The following is a 13,779-nucleotide window of genomic DNA, read 5'->3' on the forward strand; positions in this document are numbered from 1 at the left end:
GTTTCCCAGGCAAACCGGCCCTCTCGGCAACTTCAACGGGACTTCTGCACAACCATGGATAGGGTCGACTGCGTCGTCATCGGAGCCGGCGTCGTCGGGCTCGCGGTGGCCCGGAAGCTGGCCCAGGCCGGGCGCGAAGTGATCGTGCTCGAAGAGGCCGAGGCCATCGGCACCATCACCTCCTCACGCAACAGCGAGGTGATCCATGCCGGGATCTACTACCGCGCCGGAAGCTGGATGGCGCGCATGTGCGTCAGCGGCAAGCACGCGCTCTACCGCTATTGCGGCGAGCGCGGCATCCCGCACAAGAATTGCGGCAAGCTGATCGTCGCGACCAATGCAAAGGAAACCGAGAAGCTACAATCGATCAAGGCGCATGCCGAGGCCAACGGCGTGCTCGACATGCAGTTGCTCTCGGGCGAAGCAGCGCGCGCGCTGGAGCCGGCGCTGGCCTGTGACGCCGCGCTGCTCTCGCCGTCGACCGGCATCATCGACAGCCATGCCTACATGCTCTCGCTGCGCGGGGAAGCCGAGGAAGCCGGCGCAGCCTTTGCGTTTCACACGCCGCTGATCCGCGCCAAGGCAGACGCTGGCGTGATCGAGATCGAAGCAGGCGGCGAAGCGCCGATGACGCTGCAATGCGACCTGCTCGTCAACGCCGCCGGGCTTTCGGCGACGACCGTGGCACGCCACATCGACGGCATGCCGATCGACCGGATTCCGCCGGCCTATCTCGCCAAGGGAAACTATTTCAGCTGTAACGCGCGCGCACCGTTCTCGCGCCTGATCTATCCCGTGCCCGAGCCCGGCGGGCTCGGCGTGCATCTCACCCTGGACATGGCGGGACAGGCGCGCTTTGGCCCCGACGTCGAATGGATCGAGACGATCGACTATGAAGTCGATCCGTCGCGTGCCGAGCGCTTCTATCCTGCGATCCGCAAATACTGGCCGACGCTTCCCGACGGCGCGTTGATGCCGAGCTATTCGGGCATCCGCCCGAAGATCGTGCCGCCGGCGGTGGCTACCCAGGATTTCCTGATGCAGGGTCCGCGCGACCATGGTGTCGCGGGTCTGGTCAATCTGTTCGGCATCGAATCGCCGGGACTGACATCGTCGCTCGCGATCGCGGACCACGTCGCAGAGCTCGCAGAAATTTAAGCGGCCGCGCAACGATCATTGCACGGCGCGCACCTAACAGCAGGGACGAGCGCAAACGCTCTCATCCCTGCCTGAAAGGATACGATCAAACTTTACGCTGTTACGGGGGTTACTAGTGAAGCGTGTCGCCGGTTTGCTTCAGACGCTCGATCTGGTCCTTGACCATCAACTTCCGGCGCTTCAACTCAACAATTTGCAGGTCGTCTGTTGAAAGGTGCACGAGAGCTTCGTGCAATTCGTTTTCGAGAACTTTGTGCTTCCGTTCCAATTCAACCAGATGTGCCTGAATTGTCATTCGAAACCTCCTCGGTAGGGGTGACCTTGGATTCGATCCGGACGAAGAAGTGTACACCGGCGATTCGTTCTGTCGATGGATATCCGTCGTCGCAGCGTCATTTTTGAAAATTCATATGTAATGAAGCGTGAGTAAGGAACCACGCGGTGAAAGATCCATGATATCAATGCGCTTGCGCGACACTGCTGCGAATCGTTGAAATATCTTGCGAGAGAGCGGTGCGCGAAGGTCGCAGATCGCTTGCGATCACGCCGCGCAAGGACGATAATTTCCACAGGGCATCCACAGCCTTAATCTCAAGCTAATCGGTTTTCGGCCACCGCAAACATGACCAATGAAGACGAGCGTGAGCTCGAAGCCGAGCTCACCCGGTTGCAGCAGGAACACCGAGATCTCGATGCGGCGATCGATGCACTGCATCAATCGCCCGCCCCCGACCTATTGCGGTTACAGCGGTTGAAGAAACGCAAGCTGTTGTTGCGCGACCGCATCGCCTTCATCGAAGACCAGATCACGCCCGACATCATCGCCTGATCCGCGAGCGGTCGCGGCTTGCGGCCCAAATGAATCCGCTTGACTCAAAAAGAACAAAAGAGGAACATAAATCCCGCCGCCGACGCCCCAGGAAACGCCCAAGAAATCGACCAAGAAAAACCTGCACGCACAACCCGCAAGGACACCGCAGATGTCAGTCCCCGCCCTTCTCGACAACAGCTATTACGAGCAAGCCTGCGATCAGGCGATCGCGATGTGTGACGGCAATCTGCGCAGCACCATCAAGGCGCTGATCATGGCCAACGAATATCTGGAAGCCGAACTGGAAGAGCTGCAGGCCGCGATCTCCGCCGGCTGCATTCCCGAGACCTCGCGCAGCTGGACGCGGGGCAAGAGCGGCGCCGCCTAGTTCTGATCACCGGAGCAACGCCATGTCGGATGTGACCTATTACGTTGCAATGCCTTTCCTGATCGATGCCGACGGATCGCCCGTCGCGGGCGCCGCCGAGGAGTGTCAGAGCTCGACGGCCGCGCTGCGACGCGCCGAGGCCTTGTCGCGCGGTGCCGGCCATATCGGCGCGGTCGCGTTCAGCCGCAGCGGCGATCCCATGACCGGCGAATTCGGCGACGCCACGCTGCTGCGGAGATTCGGCAACGTGCCGGAAGATCTGGCCACGCTGTAGGATCAGTTGCTCACGAGCCTGATCCGCGGCTCGTGCCGCCGGCGGGCCTTGCGCACATACATGGCGGCATCGGCCTCCTCCAGCGCGCGGACGGCATCGGACTGGGCACCGAGCAACGCGACGCCCGCGGAAGCGCCCGCCGTCACGTGCTGGCCGCGAAAGACAAAGGACAATTCGTCGATCGCCTGCTCGAAGATCGCGGCCTTCGCCTTGGCATCGGTCTCGCTGAGATTCCACAACAGCAGGGCGAACTCGTCACCGCCGAGACGTCCGACCACGTCGGAGGCGCGGATCTGCCGTGTCAGCGTCGCGGCAATTGCCTTCAGCACCTCGTCGCCGGCGGCATGGCCGAAGGAATCGTTGATCGGCTTCAGCCGGTCGACGTCGAGCACGATCAGTGCGCCGCTCGCGCGGTAGCGTTTCATGTAGGCCACGGCGCGCTGGAGCTCGCGCTCGAAGCCGCGCCGGTTGGGGATGTCCAGCAGGAAATCGGTGTCGGCCGCCGCCTCGAGCTCGACGACACGCCGCAGCGCCTGCGTGAGCTTGGTCCGCAGGGCGCGGATGGTCGCCTTGCTGGTATCCTCGCTCGGCTCTTTCCTGGTTTCCTTCCTCGTCCCCTTGGCAGCACGGACTGCCCGCGCGCGAGGCGGCGCCACAGCCCGCTTGGGTGCAGTTTTCGTTCGGCTTCCGCTGGTTTTTCGGCCCTTTTGGGCCTTCGCCGCGGTCGCCCTTTTTGGTTTCTTCATGGGCATCCTGCTCAATGAAGGCTTGCGGGGATTCACCAAGACAGGATAGTGCATTCCCTTCTCCTTGCCACCGCCTTGCGAGCCGCCGGCCGGAACCGTTAATCTGGCCTATCCTTCTGTTTTCCGAGCACAATTGACGTCATGACCGCGCCGATCGCCATTATCATGGGAAGCCAGTCGGACTGGGAGACGATGCGGCACGCCGCCGACACGCTCACAGCGCTTGGCATCACCTCCGACGCCCGCATCGTTTCGGCACACCGCACCCCCGACCGGCTCTTTGCCTTCGCCAAGGGCGCCAAGGCGGCCGGTTTCAAGGTCATCATCGCCGGTGCCGGCGGCGCGGCGCATCTGCCCGGCATGGCCGCGGCGCTGACGGAATTGCCGGTGTTCGGCGTGCCCGTCGAGTCCAGGACGCTGAAGGGCATCGATTCGCTGTATTCGATCGTTCAGATGCCGGCCGGCATTCCGGTCGGCACGCTCGCGATCGGCAAGGCCGGCGCGATCAACGCGGCGCTGCTCGCAGCGTCCGTGCTGGCGCTGTCCGATCCGGCCCTCGCCGACCGCCTGGCCGCCTGGCGCAAGGCCCAGACCGAGGCCGTTGCCGAGCGCCCGGAGGACAAGGCGTGACTGACGCAAAGCAGGTGAAGCTGAAGCCCGGCGACACCATCGGAATCCTCGGCGGCGGACAACTCGGACGGATGCTGGCCATGGCCGCCGCACGGCTCGGCCTGCGCTGCCAGGTGTTCTCGCCCGATCCGGATTCGCCGGCCTTCGACGTCGTGCTGAACGCGACCTGCGCCGAATATGCCGACGTCGAGGCACTGGAGATGTTCGCGCACGACGTCGACGTCATCACCTACGAATTCGAGAACGTGCCGGCCGCCGCCGCCATGGTGCTGGATGCGCGCCGCCCGGTGCTGCCGAACCGCAAGATCCTCGAGACCACCCAGGACCGGCTCGCCGAAAAGGATTTTGTTACAAGGCTCGGGATTGGCACTGCCGCTTATGCCGACGTCACCTCGGTGGCTTCGTTGCGCGAGGCTATCGTCAAGATCGGGCTTCCCGCCGTGCTGAAGACCCGCCGCTTCGGCTATGACGGCAAGGGCCAGGCCATCATCCGCGAAGGCGACGACATCGCGAAAGTCTGGACCAGCCTCGCCACCAAATCGGCGATCCTGGAAGCCTTCATCCCGTACGAGCGCGAGATCTCCGTGATCGCCGCGCGTTCAGCTTCGGGCCAGGTCGAATGCTTCGACGTCACCGAGAACGAGCACCGCGACCACATCTTGAAGATTTCCCGCGCGCCGGCGCCGATCCCGGATTCGCTCGCCGAAGAGGCGCGCAGCATCGCCGGCAAGATCGCGACCGCGCTCGACTATGTCGGCGTGCTGGCGGTGGAGATGTTCGTGCTCGCCAACGGCACCGGGCCGAAGGTGCTGGTCAACGAGATCGCTCCGCGCGTGCACAATTCCGGACACTGGACGCTCGACGGCGCGTCGGTCTCCCAGTTCGAGCAGCATATCCGCGCCATTGCCGGCTGGCCGCTCGGCAAGCCGGTGCGTCACGGTGAGGTCGTCACCATGACCAATCTGATCGGCGACGAGATCAATGATTACGAGAGCTGGCTGAGCGTGCCGGGCGCAACCGTTCACATCTACGGCAAGGGCGCGCCGCGCCCCGGCCGCAAGATGGGCCACGTCACCGAAGTCAGGCCTTCAAAAAGCAAGTGAGGGGACCGCAGTAAAAGCTGCGATCCCGCTCTTGGATTAGGCCGTCTTCACGCCCGCGACGACGCCCGAGGGCTCCTCGCTGAGCCAGCGATAGATCACTCCGCCCAGCGCCCCACCGATCAACGGCGCGACCCAGAACAGCCAGAGCTGCGCCAGTGCCCAGCCGCCGACGAACAGCGCGGGCCCCGTGCTGCGCGCCGGGTTCACCGACGTGTTGGTGACGGGGATGCTGACGAGATGGATCATCACCAGCGCAAGTCCGATCGCGAGCGGCGCAAAGCCCGCGGGCGCGCGGCCGTGAGTCGCGCCCATGATGACGAACAGAAACATCATGGTCATCACCACCTCGGTGACGAAGCAGACCACCATGCTGTACTGGCCGGGCGAATGCGCGTCATAGCCGTTGGAGGCAAAGCCCTTAGTGACGTCGAAGCCGGGCGCACCACTGGCGATCACATAGAGCAGCTCGGCGGCGATGATCGCGCCGCAGACCTGCGCGATCACGTAAGGCAGGATCTGGCCTGCCGGAAAGCGTCCACCGGCGGCAAGGCCGACCGTGACGGCCGGGTTGAGATGGCAGCCCGAGATATGGCCGATCGCATAGGCCATGGTGACGACGCTCAAGCCGAAGGCCAGGGACACACCGACCAGGCCGATGCCGACCTGCGGAAAGCCGGCCGCGATGACCGCGCTGCCGCAGCCCGCGAATGTGAGCCAGAATGTGCCGATGGCCTCGGCTGCGTATTTCTTCATATCCATGTGGCGTCTCCCCTGATTTCCAAGATTCCGGAACAATGTCCGCTGCGGCCCCGTTTTGGCGCCGAATCTCCCAAATCGAGGCCGCAAGAGAGTATTTTCGCCGCATTTAATGGCTGAACTTGGCCCGAAACCCCGCTTGGCAGGTGGACATGGCGGGTTTTGTCTGATACATCCGCGCCCTCAAGGTTAAGGGCTTGCGCTTTTTGCCATCCCCTTTGACTTACCAGAATTCAAATCCGATCCACTGAAGAGGATGCCGCGTGCAGGTTCTCGTTCGCGATAACAATGTCGACCAAGCCCTCAAGGCGCTGAAGAAGAAGATGCAGCGCGAGGGTATTTTCCGCGAGATGAAGCTCCGCGGTCACTACGAGAAGCCCTCCGAGAAGAAGGCCCGCGAAAAGGCCGAAGCCGTGCGCCGTGCGCGCAAGCTGGCCCGCAAGAAGCTGCAGCGCGAAGGCCTGCTGCCGATGAAGCCGAAGCCGGTGTTCGGCGCTGGCCCCGGTGGTGAGCGTGGTGGCCGTGGCGGCCCCGGTGCAGGTCCGCGCGGACCGCGCTGATCTTGCCGACGTTGCAGGACTGAGTTTTCAATGACGCGGGCCCCGGGCCCGCGTTATTATTTTGTGAGCAGTGCCTTTCTGGGACGGGGCACTACAGATGCGGCACCAGCGCGAGCGAACCGTAGATGGCCTCCCCTTTCCCCGAGCCCGGCTTGGCGCGGTTGCGCCGGATCTGGCGACAGCCGCTTGCGCTGACTTTGGTGGGGATCGCACTGTGCGGCTGCTCCTTCGATCTCGGCTCGCTGATGCCGGAGAAAGACAAGCCCCAGGAAGCGCCCAAGGCGGCCGCTGCCCCGGACAGCGCAGTCAGCGCCGGCAATGTCACCGAGGCCCAGGCCCACACCGTAAAAGCCCAGGCCCTGGTCAAGTCCGGCGAGACGCAGGCAGCACTCGACGAGTTCAATCGTGCCGTCGCGCTCGATCCCTACAATGCGCAGGCGCTCTACGGCCGCGCCCTGCTCTACCAAGGCAATAACGAGCACGACTTCGCGATCGCCGATTTCGGCGCCGCAAGCGGGCTCAATCCCCAGAAGGCCGAACCGCTGCTCGGCCGCGCCGTCAGCTATCTCGCCATCGGCAAGATCAAGGAGGCGGCGGCCGATCTCGATGAAGCCGCCGAGGCCGATCCGCACAATGCCCAGGTCTGGACGACCCGGGGACAGGCCTATGAGCGGCTGGGTGACAAGGCCAAGGCGGCGGCGTCCTACAACAAGGCGGTCGGCCTGCGCCCACGCGATGACGCCGCCCGCAGCGGCTTGGCCCGCGTCGGCGGCTGACGGTGTCGGGACGGCGCTGACGCCGTCTTAATCGGGGGTGGCGCCCTTCGGCAGAACCGCGTGGAACATCGACTTCATGCCCGACAGCATCTCGTCGGCGACATTGGTCTTGGGCCGCGGCGCGGGGGCGGCGGCACCGGCATCGGCGCGCAGATCCAGCGGCGGCGCGATCACGGGCACCGGAATGTCGGCCGGCGGCGTCAGCCGATTCGGGTTGTCGTTACCAATCGAGGCCGTGTAGGGCGGATTCGGCTGCGACGAGCCGCCATTGCCATAGGCCTCCGACGACGGCGTCGACACATTGATCGGGGGCGGCAGCGGGCTCACCGTCGACGGCACCGCAGTCACCACACGGGGCGGCTCGGGCACACGAGACGCTTCCTGAACCGCAGGCTCGGACTTCCGCTCGACCGCCTTGGCGTCGGGGAGCTTGATGTCGGTCGACTTGCTCTCGGTGGACTTGGTCTCGGTGGCTTTGGCTTCGGCGGCCTTCTCAGCAGCCTTGCCCTCGGGCGACTTGCGCAGGCGCTCGATGGCGGCCCGAGCCAGATCGTTGGCGTCGGGGGTCACGGCCGGAGCAGCCGGCGACGAATTGGCCTCAACCACCGGGGCCGCGGCGGGGGCTGCCGGGGTAGACGCCGGCGAGGACTTGGCGACCGCCTTCTCATGCGCCTGGGTGCGGCCGACGTCCGCAGCCTTGTCCGCAGCCTTGGCCTCGGCAGGCTTCTCGCCCGCGGGCTTGTCCGTCGCGCTCTTGTCGGAAATGCTCTTCTCGGAGACGCCCTTGGCCTTCACGCCGGGGGCCGGGAGATTGGCCACATCGGCGGGTTTGCCGTTCTTGCCGGCATCCGCAGGCGCCACCACCGCGGCTGGGGTATCCGCCGCCGGCCTGGCGTTGATGTAGTGATTGACGATGTAGGCCCCGATGATCGTCGCGAGCACCGAGGGGAAAATATCCATCGAAATTTTAGCGAGGTATTTCAGCATTTCTCGGCCACTCCCCGCGCGATCAGATGCGGGAACTTTGGGGCATTGTAAGGGATCAACTGCGACGGATCGATGGCAAAGGTTACGCGTGCCTTACGGCTTCAGCTCAATCTCAAGGAACACGATCTCGGTTGAGGTTTCGTTAAGTACGTCGTGTTGGACGCCGGCTTTGCGGAAGTAGGATTTCCCGGCCGCAAGCTGCGCCTTGGAACGCTCTCCACCGGGCGCCACGATGGTCATTTCGCCGGCCACGACGGGAACGATCACATAGTCCATTCCGTGGGTGTGATGCCCGGTCGCGCTGCCCGGGGCAAGCCGCCACTCGGTCACCCGGACCTCGTCATTGTCGACCTGAACCTCGGACTTGGCGGCAAGCATCGGAACTCTCCTCGGGGAATCGGTTCAGGGGACGAAGACCATGAACACGTAGACGGCAAATACCACCATATGGACCAGCCCGAACAGGACATTGGTCCTGCCGGTGCCGAAGGTCAGCATGCTCAACAAGAATGTCAGGAACAGCAGCGCCGTGTTCTGGGGATTGAGGCCCAGCACCAGGGGCTGGTCGAGCGCATAGGTGGCGATCCCGACCGCCGGGATGGTCAGGCCGATGGTGGCCAGCGAGGACCCGAGCGCCAGGTTAATGCTCTTCTGGAGGTCATTCCGGCGGGCGGCCGTGATCGCGGAGACGCCCTCCGGCATCAGGATCAGGAGCGCGACCAGCAGGCCCGCAAACGCCGGCGGAGCGCCGATCCTGTCGGCAACGGCGTCCACCACCAGCGAGAACTTCTTGGCGAGGAGAACGACGGCCAGCAGCGAGATCAGGAGCAGCACGATGCTGAGCACCAGCATCTTGCCCGGCAGATGGGCCGTCCCGCCCTCGCCGTCCGCCCGCTCGTGAACGAAGTAGTCCTTGTGCAGGACCATCTGGGTGTAGAGGAACACGCCATAGAGCACGATGGTCACGAGGTCGACGAAGCCGAGCTGAAGTGTCGAATAGATCGGCCCCGGCGTCGTCAGCGTGTAGTTGGGCATGATCAGCGTCAGCGTCGCGAGCGCAATCAGCACGCTGAGATAGACGTTGGCGCCGGAGAGCTGAAAACCCTGCTCGCGGTAGCGAAGCCCGCCGATGAACACGCAGAGGCCGACGAGGCCGTTGCAGACGATCATGACCACCGCAAAGACGGTGTCGCGCGCGAGCTCCGGCGCGGGCTTGTCGCCGAGCATGATCGTGGTGATCAGCGCGACCTCGATGATGGTCACCGCGAGCGTGAGCAGCAGCGTGCCGTAGGGCTCGCCGATCCGCTCCGCGATCACCTCGGAATGATGCACGGCCGCGAACACGGTGCCGAACAGGATCACCAGCAGGACGACCGCGAACAGGCCGCCGCCGGCCGACAGGGTGAAGCCGTAGCCGGTCACGGTGACGATCAGGAACAGCAGCACCGCCAGGGCGGGGAAAATCCAGGACGACCGCGGCATCGGTCCGTGTGTACTCATTCCAGCAATTCCTCCAAGCAACTGGAGGCCGAGTATGCGCGAGAACATCGCGCGCGTCAGCCCTCATGACCCGTTGATGAAGGCTCGCGCGGTCTCGGCGATACCGAAATTTCCGAGATCGTCATGCCCGCCGCCGGCGACGCGGACAAACTGCTTCGGCTCGCGGGCCAGCGCAAAAAGTTTTTCGCCGAATGCGATCGGAATAGTCTGGTCCTGCGCGCCGTGCACAATCAGCAGCGGGATCGCAACGCGCGCGATGCGCTGGTCCGAGTGGAAGGGATCGCGGATCAGGAGACGGACCGGGACGAACGGGAAATGAGCGGCCGCGACGTCGGCGATCGACGTATAAGGCGCCTCGAGGATCAGCTTTCCGACCGGGTGTTCGGACGCGATCGCGACGGCAACGCCGGTCCCGAGCGAGAAGCCCCAGGCTGCGATGCGCTGTGCGTCGTAGCGCTCCCTCGCAAATGAATAGGCGGCCGCGCCATCGCGCAGCAGCCCGTCCTCGCTCGGCGCACCGCTGGAGCCGGCATAGCCGCGATAGGACAGCGCAACGAGACCGGTACCGTCAGCCGTGATTGACTTGAAGCGCCCGGCAAGGCCGGCGAGGAAGTCGCCGTTGCCGTGGAAGAACAGCACCACCGAGCGGCCAGGCTTCGGCGGCACATGCCAGACGATGACCTTCTCGCCATCGGATGTGGTGAGGATGTGTTCCTCGGCCTGCGGAAATCCCGCCGCGGCCGGCGACTTGCGCTCGGTCGTCGGAATCGGAAACAGCATGTCCCGCTGCTTCACATAGAGCAGGACGAGACCGGCGAGATATCCGGCGGCAACGACGATGGCGATCCATTTCAGGACTGTCATCGCCTACCGCCGGCTCTCCGATGCTACATCGCCTTGACGATGTTCTCGGTGACCTTCTTGGCGTCGCCGAGCAGCATCATGGTGTTGTCGCGGTAGAACAGCGGATTGTCGATACCGGCATAACCCGACGCCAGCGACCGCTTGATGAACATCACCGTGCCGGCCTTCCAGACCTGGAGCACGGGCATGCCGTAGATCGGCGAGGTCTTGTCCTCTTCGGCCGCCGGGTTGGTGACGTCGTTGGCGCCGATCACGAAGGCGATGTCGGCCTGCGCGAATTCGGAGTTGATGTCCTCGAGCTCGAACACCTCGTCATAGGGCACGTTGGCCTCGGCGAGCAGCACGTTCATGTGGCCGGGCATGCGGCCCGCGACCGGATGAATGGCGTACTTCACCTCGACGCCTTCCTTCTTCAGGATGTCGCCCATTTCACGCAGCGCGTGCTGGGCCTGCGCCACCGCCATGCCGTAGCCGGGCACGATGATGACCTTGGAGGCGTTCTTCATAATGAAGGCCGCATCGTCCGCCGAGCCGAGCTTGGCCGGCTTCTGCTCGCCGCCTGCACCGCCGCCGGCCGCCGCGGTCTCGCCGCCGAAGCCGCCGAGGATGACCGAGATGAAGGACCGGTTCATCGCGTGGCACATGATGTAGGACAGGATCGCGCCGGAGGAGCCGACCAGCGCGCCGGTGATGATCAGCGCGGAGTTGCCCAGCGTGAAGCCGATGCCGGCCGCGGCCCAGCCCGAGTAGGAGTTGAGCATCGAGATCACGACCGGCATGTCGGCGCCGCCGATCGGGATGATCATGAGCACGCCGAGCGCCAGCGCCAGGATGACGATCATCCAGAAATCGAACGCGCTGCCCGACATCACCAGCCCGACGATGAAGACGACGAGCGCGATCGCCAGCGCGATGTTGATGATGTGGCGGAAAGGCAGGATGATCGGCGCGCCGCTCATGCGCGCCGACAGCTTCAGGAACGCGATCACCGAGCCGGTGAAGGTCAGCGCGCCGATGGCGACGCCGAGCGACATTTCGACCAGGCTCTGCGGATGGATGTTGCCGGGGGTGCCGATGTCGAAGGCCTCGGGCGCGTAGAACGCGCCGGCGGCGACCAGCACTGCGGCCATGCCGACCAGCGAGTGGAAGGCGGCGACCAGTTCCGGCATCGACGTCATCGGCACGCGACGCGCGATCACCGCGCCGATCGCGCCACCGATGGCGATGCCGACGATGACGAGCACCCAGGCGAGACCGTCCGCGGGCGGATGGTTGGCCAGCGTGGTGGCGACCGCGATCGCCATGCCGATCATGCCGAACAGATTGCCCTGGCGCGACGACGCCGGGCTCGACAGCCCGCGCAGCGACAGGATGAACAGCACTCCCGCCACGAGATACAAAAATGCAGAGAGGTTGGCGCTCATCTCAGGTCCCCATTGATCCCATCAGCCCGAGGTGGCCGCTTACTTCGACTTCTTCTTGTACATCGCCAGCATGCGCTGGGTGACAAGGAAGCCGCCGAAGATGTTGATGCAGGCAAAGATCAGCGCGACGAAGCCGAAGGCGCGCGCCCAGCCCGAACCGCTCGATACGTTGGCAACGCCGCCGGCCAGCAACGCGCCGACCACGATCACCGAAGAGATCGCATTGGTCACGCTCATCAGCGGCGTGTGCAGCGCCGGCGTCACCGACCACACCACGAAATAGCCGACGAAGACGGCGAGGACGAAGATCGACAGCCGGAAGATGAAGGGATCGACGACCTGTGCAGCATGCTCCATGACGGATCTCCTTACGCCTTCGGCTGGAAGTTCGGGTGGATCACGGCGCCGTCCTTGGTCAGCGCGGTGGCCTTGACGAGCTCGTCATCCCAGTTGACGGCGAGCTTCTTCTCTTTCTTGTCGACCATGGTCTCGATGAAGGAGAACAGATTGCGTGCGTAGAGGCTCGAGGCCGAGGCTGCGACGCGGCCGGCGACATTGGTGTAGCCGACGATCTTGATGCCATCGAGATCGACGACCTCGCCCGGCTTGGCGCCCTCGACATTGCCGCCGCGCTCGACGGCGAGATCGACCAGCACCGAACCCGGCTTCATCGACTTGACCATCTCGCCGGAAACGAGCTTCGGCGCGGGCCGGCCCGGGATCAGCGCGGTGGTGATGACGATGTCCTGCTTCTTGATGTGCTCGGCCGTGAGCGCGGCCTGCTTGGCCTGGTACTCCTTGGACATCTCCTTGGCGTAGCCGCCGGCGGTCTGCGCGTTCTTGAATTCCTCGTCCTCGACGGCGAGGAACTTCGCACCGAGCGATTCGACCTGCTCCTTGGTCGCGGGCCTCACGTCGGTCGCGGTGACGATGGCGCCGAGACGGCGCGCGGTCGCGATCGCCTGCAGGCCGGCGACGCCGACGCCCATCACGAACACCTTGGCGGCAGGCACGGTGCCGGCTGCGGTCATCATCATCGGGAAGGCGCGGCCGAAGGCCTCGGCGCCCTCGATCACGGCGCGATAGCCGGCGAGGTTGGCCTGCGACGACAGCACGTCCATCACCTGCGCGCGGGTGATGCGCGGCATCAATTCCATCGCGAAGGCGGCGACGCCGGCATCGGCGATCGTCTTCAGCGCCGCCTCGTTGCCGTAGGGGTCCATGATGGCGATGACGAGCGCACCGCGCTTGTACTGCGAAAGCTCGGACGCCTCGGGGCGCTTCACCTTGATGATGATGTCGGCGTCCTTCAGCGCATCGGCGCTGACCGTCGCGCCCACGGCGGTGAACTCGGAATCCGGCAGGCCCGATTTGAGGCCGGCGCCCGGCTCGACGGCGATCTCGGCGCCCAGCGCCTTGAACTTCTTCACCGTATCGGGCGAAGCGGCAACACGCGGCTCCGACGGATCGATTTCCTTGGCAACGGCGATCTTCATAGGCCCTCCGGCGACGCGGGAAAAAGCGCGCGCGCAAAAACTTAGCGTTACTCCCGCAACGTTGCTTACCGGCTTTGGAACCGGCTTGTTTGCAAATTTTGTGGGCAGCTGCCGCCGAAGATGGAGGCAGCCGCCAAAGACGAATTAGGTGAGGAAGATCGCCATCAAAATGACGATGAGCGCGACCGAGGCCGTGCCGTACTTCACGAGCTTGATGAAGCCCTCGTAGGTCTGCTCGTGGGCAACGTAGTCGTTGCCGTCGGCGGTGGTGTAGGCCACTTCGCTATGGTCAGCCATGATGATATC

At 64.5% G+C, this 13,779-nt stretch carries 19 protein-coding genes; 8 read left to right on the forward strand and 11 right to left on the reverse strand.

The genetic code is table 11. The annotated features are described in order from the left end of the window. Window positions 1–54: 54 nt before the first annotated feature. A complete protein-coding gene (locus NLM32_RS38280) occupies window positions 55–1,158 on the forward strand; it encodes an NAD(P)/FAD-dependent oxidoreductase (RefSeq protein ID WP_254133852.1) in 1,104 nt (367 codons plus the stop codon). Window positions 1,159–1,270: 112 nt separating this feature from the next. On the opposite strand, the gene NLM32_RS38285 is transcribed toward NLM32_RS38280, so the two are convergent. Continuing rightward, window positions 1,271–1,453 (reverse strand): YdcH family protein, encoded by a 183-nt coding sequence (locus NLM32_RS38285; RefSeq protein WP_254133853.1) that lies wholly within the window; start codon window positions 1,451–1,453, stop codon window positions 1,271–1,273. 327 nt (window positions 1,454–1,780) lie between these two features. Between NLM32_RS38285 and NLM32_RS38290 the strand changes: the two genes are divergently transcribed. The 3 genes from NLM32_RS38290 (at window position 1,781) to NLM32_RS38300 (ending at window position 2,631) form a co-directional block, all read left to right on the forward strand. Then, complete coding sequence (locus NLM32_RS38290; protein ID WP_008546179.1) at window positions 1,781–1,987, forward strand: YdcH family protein; 207 nt, start codon at window positions 1,781–1,783, stop codon at window positions 1,985–1,987. 151 nt (window positions 1,988–2,138) lie between these two features. Next, on the forward strand, window positions 2,139–2,357 hold the full coding sequence (locus tag NLM32_RS38295) for a hypothetical protein (RefSeq protein WP_254133854.1): 219 nt from the start codon (window positions 2,139–2,141) through the stop codon (window positions 2,355–2,357). 22 nt (window positions 2,358–2,379) lie between these two features. Further along, window positions 2,380–2,631 carry a hypothetical protein gene (locus NLM32_RS38300; RefSeq protein ID WP_028138362.1) on the forward strand — a complete coding sequence of 84 codons (252 nt, stop codon included), beginning with the start codon at window positions 2,380–2,382 and terminating at the stop codon, window positions 2,629–2,631. Between the two features lie 2 nt (window positions 2,632–2,633). Here the strand turns inward: NLM32_RS38300 and NLM32_RS38305 are convergent, their stop codons facing one another. Next, window positions 2,634–3,431 carry a GGDEF domain-containing protein gene (locus tag NLM32_RS38305; protein WP_375143607.1) on the reverse strand — a complete coding sequence of 266 codons (798 nt, stop codon included), beginning with the start codon at window positions 3,429–3,431 and terminating at the stop codon, window positions 2,634–2,636. Window positions 3,432–3,518: 87 nt separating this feature from the next. On the opposite strand from NLM32_RS38305, the gene purE reads away from it, so the two are divergent. Next, window positions 3,519–4,007, forward strand: coding sequence for a 5-(carboxyamino)imidazole ribonucleotide mutase (purE, locus tag NLM32_RS38310; protein ID WP_254133856.1), 489 nt, complete (start codon window positions 3,519–3,521; stop codon window positions 4,005–4,007). After that, window positions 4,004–5,110, forward strand: coding sequence for a 5-(carboxyamino)imidazole ribonucleotide synthase (locus tag NLM32_RS38315; protein ID WP_254133857.1), 1,107 nt, complete (start codon window positions 4,004–4,006; stop codon window positions 5,108–5,110). The genes purE and NLM32_RS38315 overlap by 4 nt, the downstream gene beginning before the upstream one ends. A 36-nt stretch (window positions 5,111–5,146) precedes the next feature. Here the strand turns inward: NLM32_RS38315 and aqpZ are convergent, their stop codons facing one another. Continuing rightward, window positions 5,147–5,869 carry an aquaporin Z gene (aqpZ, locus tag NLM32_RS38320; protein ID WP_254133858.1) on the reverse strand — a complete coding sequence of 241 codons (723 nt, stop codon included), beginning with the start codon at window positions 5,867–5,869 and terminating at the stop codon, window positions 5,147–5,149. 260 nt (window positions 5,870–6,129) lie between these two features. Between aqpZ and rpsU the strand changes: the two genes are divergently transcribed. Beyond that, window positions 6,130–6,426 carry a 30S ribosomal protein S21 gene (gene rpsU, locus NLM32_RS38325; protein WP_027545547.1) on the forward strand — a complete coding sequence of 99 codons (297 nt, stop codon included), beginning with the start codon at window positions 6,130–6,132 and terminating at the stop codon, window positions 6,424–6,426. Between the two features lie 125 nt (window positions 6,427–6,551). Then, window positions 6,552–7,202, forward strand: coding sequence for a tetratricopeptide repeat protein (locus NLM32_RS38330; RefSeq protein WP_254133859.1), 651 nt, complete (start codon window positions 6,552–6,554; stop codon window positions 7,200–7,202). A 27-nt stretch (window positions 7,203–7,229) separates the two neighbouring features. Here the strand turns inward: NLM32_RS38330 and NLM32_RS38335 are convergent, their stop codons facing one another. The 8 genes from NLM32_RS38335 to NLM32_RS38370 all read right to left on the reverse strand — a co-directional run bounded on the left by NLM32_RS38335 (window position 7,230) and on the right by NLM32_RS38370 (window position 13,770). Next, window positions 7,230–8,189, reverse strand: coding sequence for a hypothetical protein (locus NLM32_RS38335; RefSeq protein ID WP_254133860.1), 960 nt, complete (start codon window positions 8,187–8,189; stop codon window positions 7,230–7,232). A 93-nt stretch (window positions 8,190–8,282) separates the two neighbouring features. Further along, window positions 8,283–8,567 carry a cupin domain-containing protein gene (locus NLM32_RS38340; RefSeq protein ID WP_188105482.1) on the reverse strand — a complete coding sequence of 95 codons (285 nt, stop codon included), beginning with the start codon at window positions 8,565–8,567 and terminating at the stop codon, window positions 8,283–8,285. A gap of 24 nt (window positions 8,568–8,591) precedes the next feature. Continuing rightward, window positions 8,592–9,689, reverse strand: coding sequence for a calcium:proton antiporter (locus tag NLM32_RS38345; protein WP_254133861.1), 1,098 nt, complete (start codon window positions 9,687–9,689; stop codon window positions 8,592–8,594). A 63-nt stretch (window positions 9,690–9,752) separates the two neighbouring features. Next, a complete protein-coding gene (locus NLM32_RS38350; protein ID WP_254133862.1) occupies window positions 9,753–10,553 on the reverse strand; it encodes an alpha/beta hydrolase in 801 nt (266 codons plus the stop codon). Window positions 10,554–10,576: 23 nt separating this feature from the next. Beyond that, window positions 10,577–11,977 carry an NAD(P)(+) transhydrogenase (Re/Si-specific) subunit beta gene (locus tag NLM32_RS38355; RefSeq protein ID WP_254133863.1) on the reverse strand — a complete coding sequence of 467 codons (1,401 nt, stop codon included), beginning with the start codon at window positions 11,975–11,977 and terminating at the stop codon, window positions 10,577–10,579. A gap of 39 nt (window positions 11,978–12,016) precedes the next feature. Then, window positions 12,017–12,334 carry a proton-translocating transhydrogenase family protein gene (locus NLM32_RS38360; RefSeq protein WP_014492434.1) on the reverse strand — a complete coding sequence of 106 codons (318 nt, stop codon included), beginning with the start codon at window positions 12,332–12,334 and terminating at the stop codon, window positions 12,017–12,019. Between the two features lie 11 nt (window positions 12,335–12,345). Continuing rightward, the gene (locus NLM32_RS38365; RefSeq protein ID WP_254133864.1) at window positions 12,346–13,473 is read right to left on the reverse strand and encodes a Re/Si-specific NAD(P)(+) transhydrogenase subunit alpha; all 1,128 of its coding nucleotides are present in this window, start codon (window positions 13,471–13,473) and stop codon (window positions 12,346–12,348) included. 144 nt (window positions 13,474–13,617) lie between these two features. Further along, a complete protein-coding gene (locus tag NLM32_RS38370; RefSeq protein ID WP_008136857.1) occupies window positions 13,618–13,770 on the reverse strand; it encodes an aa3-type cytochrome c oxidase subunit IV in 153 nt (50 codons plus the stop codon). Window positions 13,771–13,779 lie beyond the last annotated feature (9 nt).

The organism is Bradyrhizobium sp. CCGUVB14, assembly GCF_024199935.1.
In the GTDB taxonomy this organism is placed as follows: Bacteria; Pseudomonadota; Alphaproteobacteria; order Rhizobiales; family Xanthobacteraceae; genus Bradyrhizobium.

Bases quoted from the DNA above. Each gene is read 5' to 3' on its own strand.
- NLM32_RS38280 (WP_254133852.1), top strand. From the start codon at position 55: ATGGATAGGGTCGACTGCGTCGTCATCGGAGCCGGCGTCGTCGGGCTC.
- NLM32_RS38370 (WP_008136857.1), bottom strand. From the start codon at position 13,770: ATGGCTGACCATAGCGAAGTGGCCTACACCACCGCCGACGGCAACGAC.
- NLM32_RS38335 (WP_254133860.1), bottom strand. From the start codon at position 8,189: ATGCTGAAATACCTCGCTAAAATTTCGATGGATATTTTCCCCTCGGTG.
- NLM32_RS38355 (WP_254133863.1), bottom strand. From the start codon at position 11,977: ATGAGCGCCAACCTCTCTGCATTTTTGTATCTCGTGGCGGGAGTGCTG.
- NLM32_RS38305 (WP_375143607.1), bottom strand. From the start codon at position 3,431: ATGCACTATCCTGTCTTGGTGAATCCCCGCAAGCCTTCATTGAGCAGG.
- NLM32_RS38300 (WP_028138362.1), top strand. From the start codon at position 2,380: ATGTCGGATGTGACCTATTACGTTGCAATGCCTTTCCTGATCGATGCC.
- NLM32_RS38290 (WP_008546179.1), top strand. From the start codon at position 1,781: ATGACCAATGAAGACGAGCGTGAGCTCGAAGCCGAGCTCACCCGGTTG.
- NLM32_RS38340 (WP_188105482.1), bottom strand. From the start codon at position 8,567: ATGCTTGCCGCCAAGTCCGAGGTTCAGGTCGACAATGACGAGGTCCGG.
- NLM32_RS38350 (WP_254133862.1), bottom strand. From the start codon at position 10,553: ATGACAGTCCTGAAATGGATCGCCATCGTCGTTGCCGCCGGATATCTC.
- NLM32_RS38360 (WP_014492434.1), bottom strand. From the start codon at position 12,334: ATGGAGCATGCTGCACAGGTCGTCGATCCCTTCATCTTCCGGCTGTCG.
- aqpZ (WP_254133858.1), bottom strand. From the start codon at position 5,869: ATGGATATGAAGAAATACGCAGCCGAGGCCATCGGCACATTCTGGCTC.
- NLM32_RS38285 (WP_254133853.1), bottom strand. From the start codon at position 1,453: ATGACAATTCAGGCACATCTGGTTGAATTGGAACGGAAGCACAAAGTT.
- NLM32_RS38365 (WP_254133864.1), bottom strand. From the start codon at position 13,473: ATGAAGATCGCCGTTGCCAAGGAAATCGATCCGTCGGAGCCGCGTGTT.
- purE (WP_254133856.1), top strand. From the start codon at position 3,519: ATGACCGCGCCGATCGCCATTATCATGGGAAGCCAGTCGGACTGGGAG.
- NLM32_RS38295 (WP_254133854.1), top strand. From the start codon at position 2,139: ATGTCAGTCCCCGCCCTTCTCGACAACAGCTATTACGAGCAAGCCTGC.
- NLM32_RS38345 (WP_254133861.1), bottom strand. From the start codon at position 9,689: ATGAGTACACACGGACCGATGCCGCGGTCGTCCTGGATTTTCCCCGCC.
- NLM32_RS38330 (WP_254133859.1), top strand. From the start codon at position 6,552: ATGGCCTCCCCTTTCCCCGAGCCCGGCTTGGCGCGGTTGCGCCGGATC.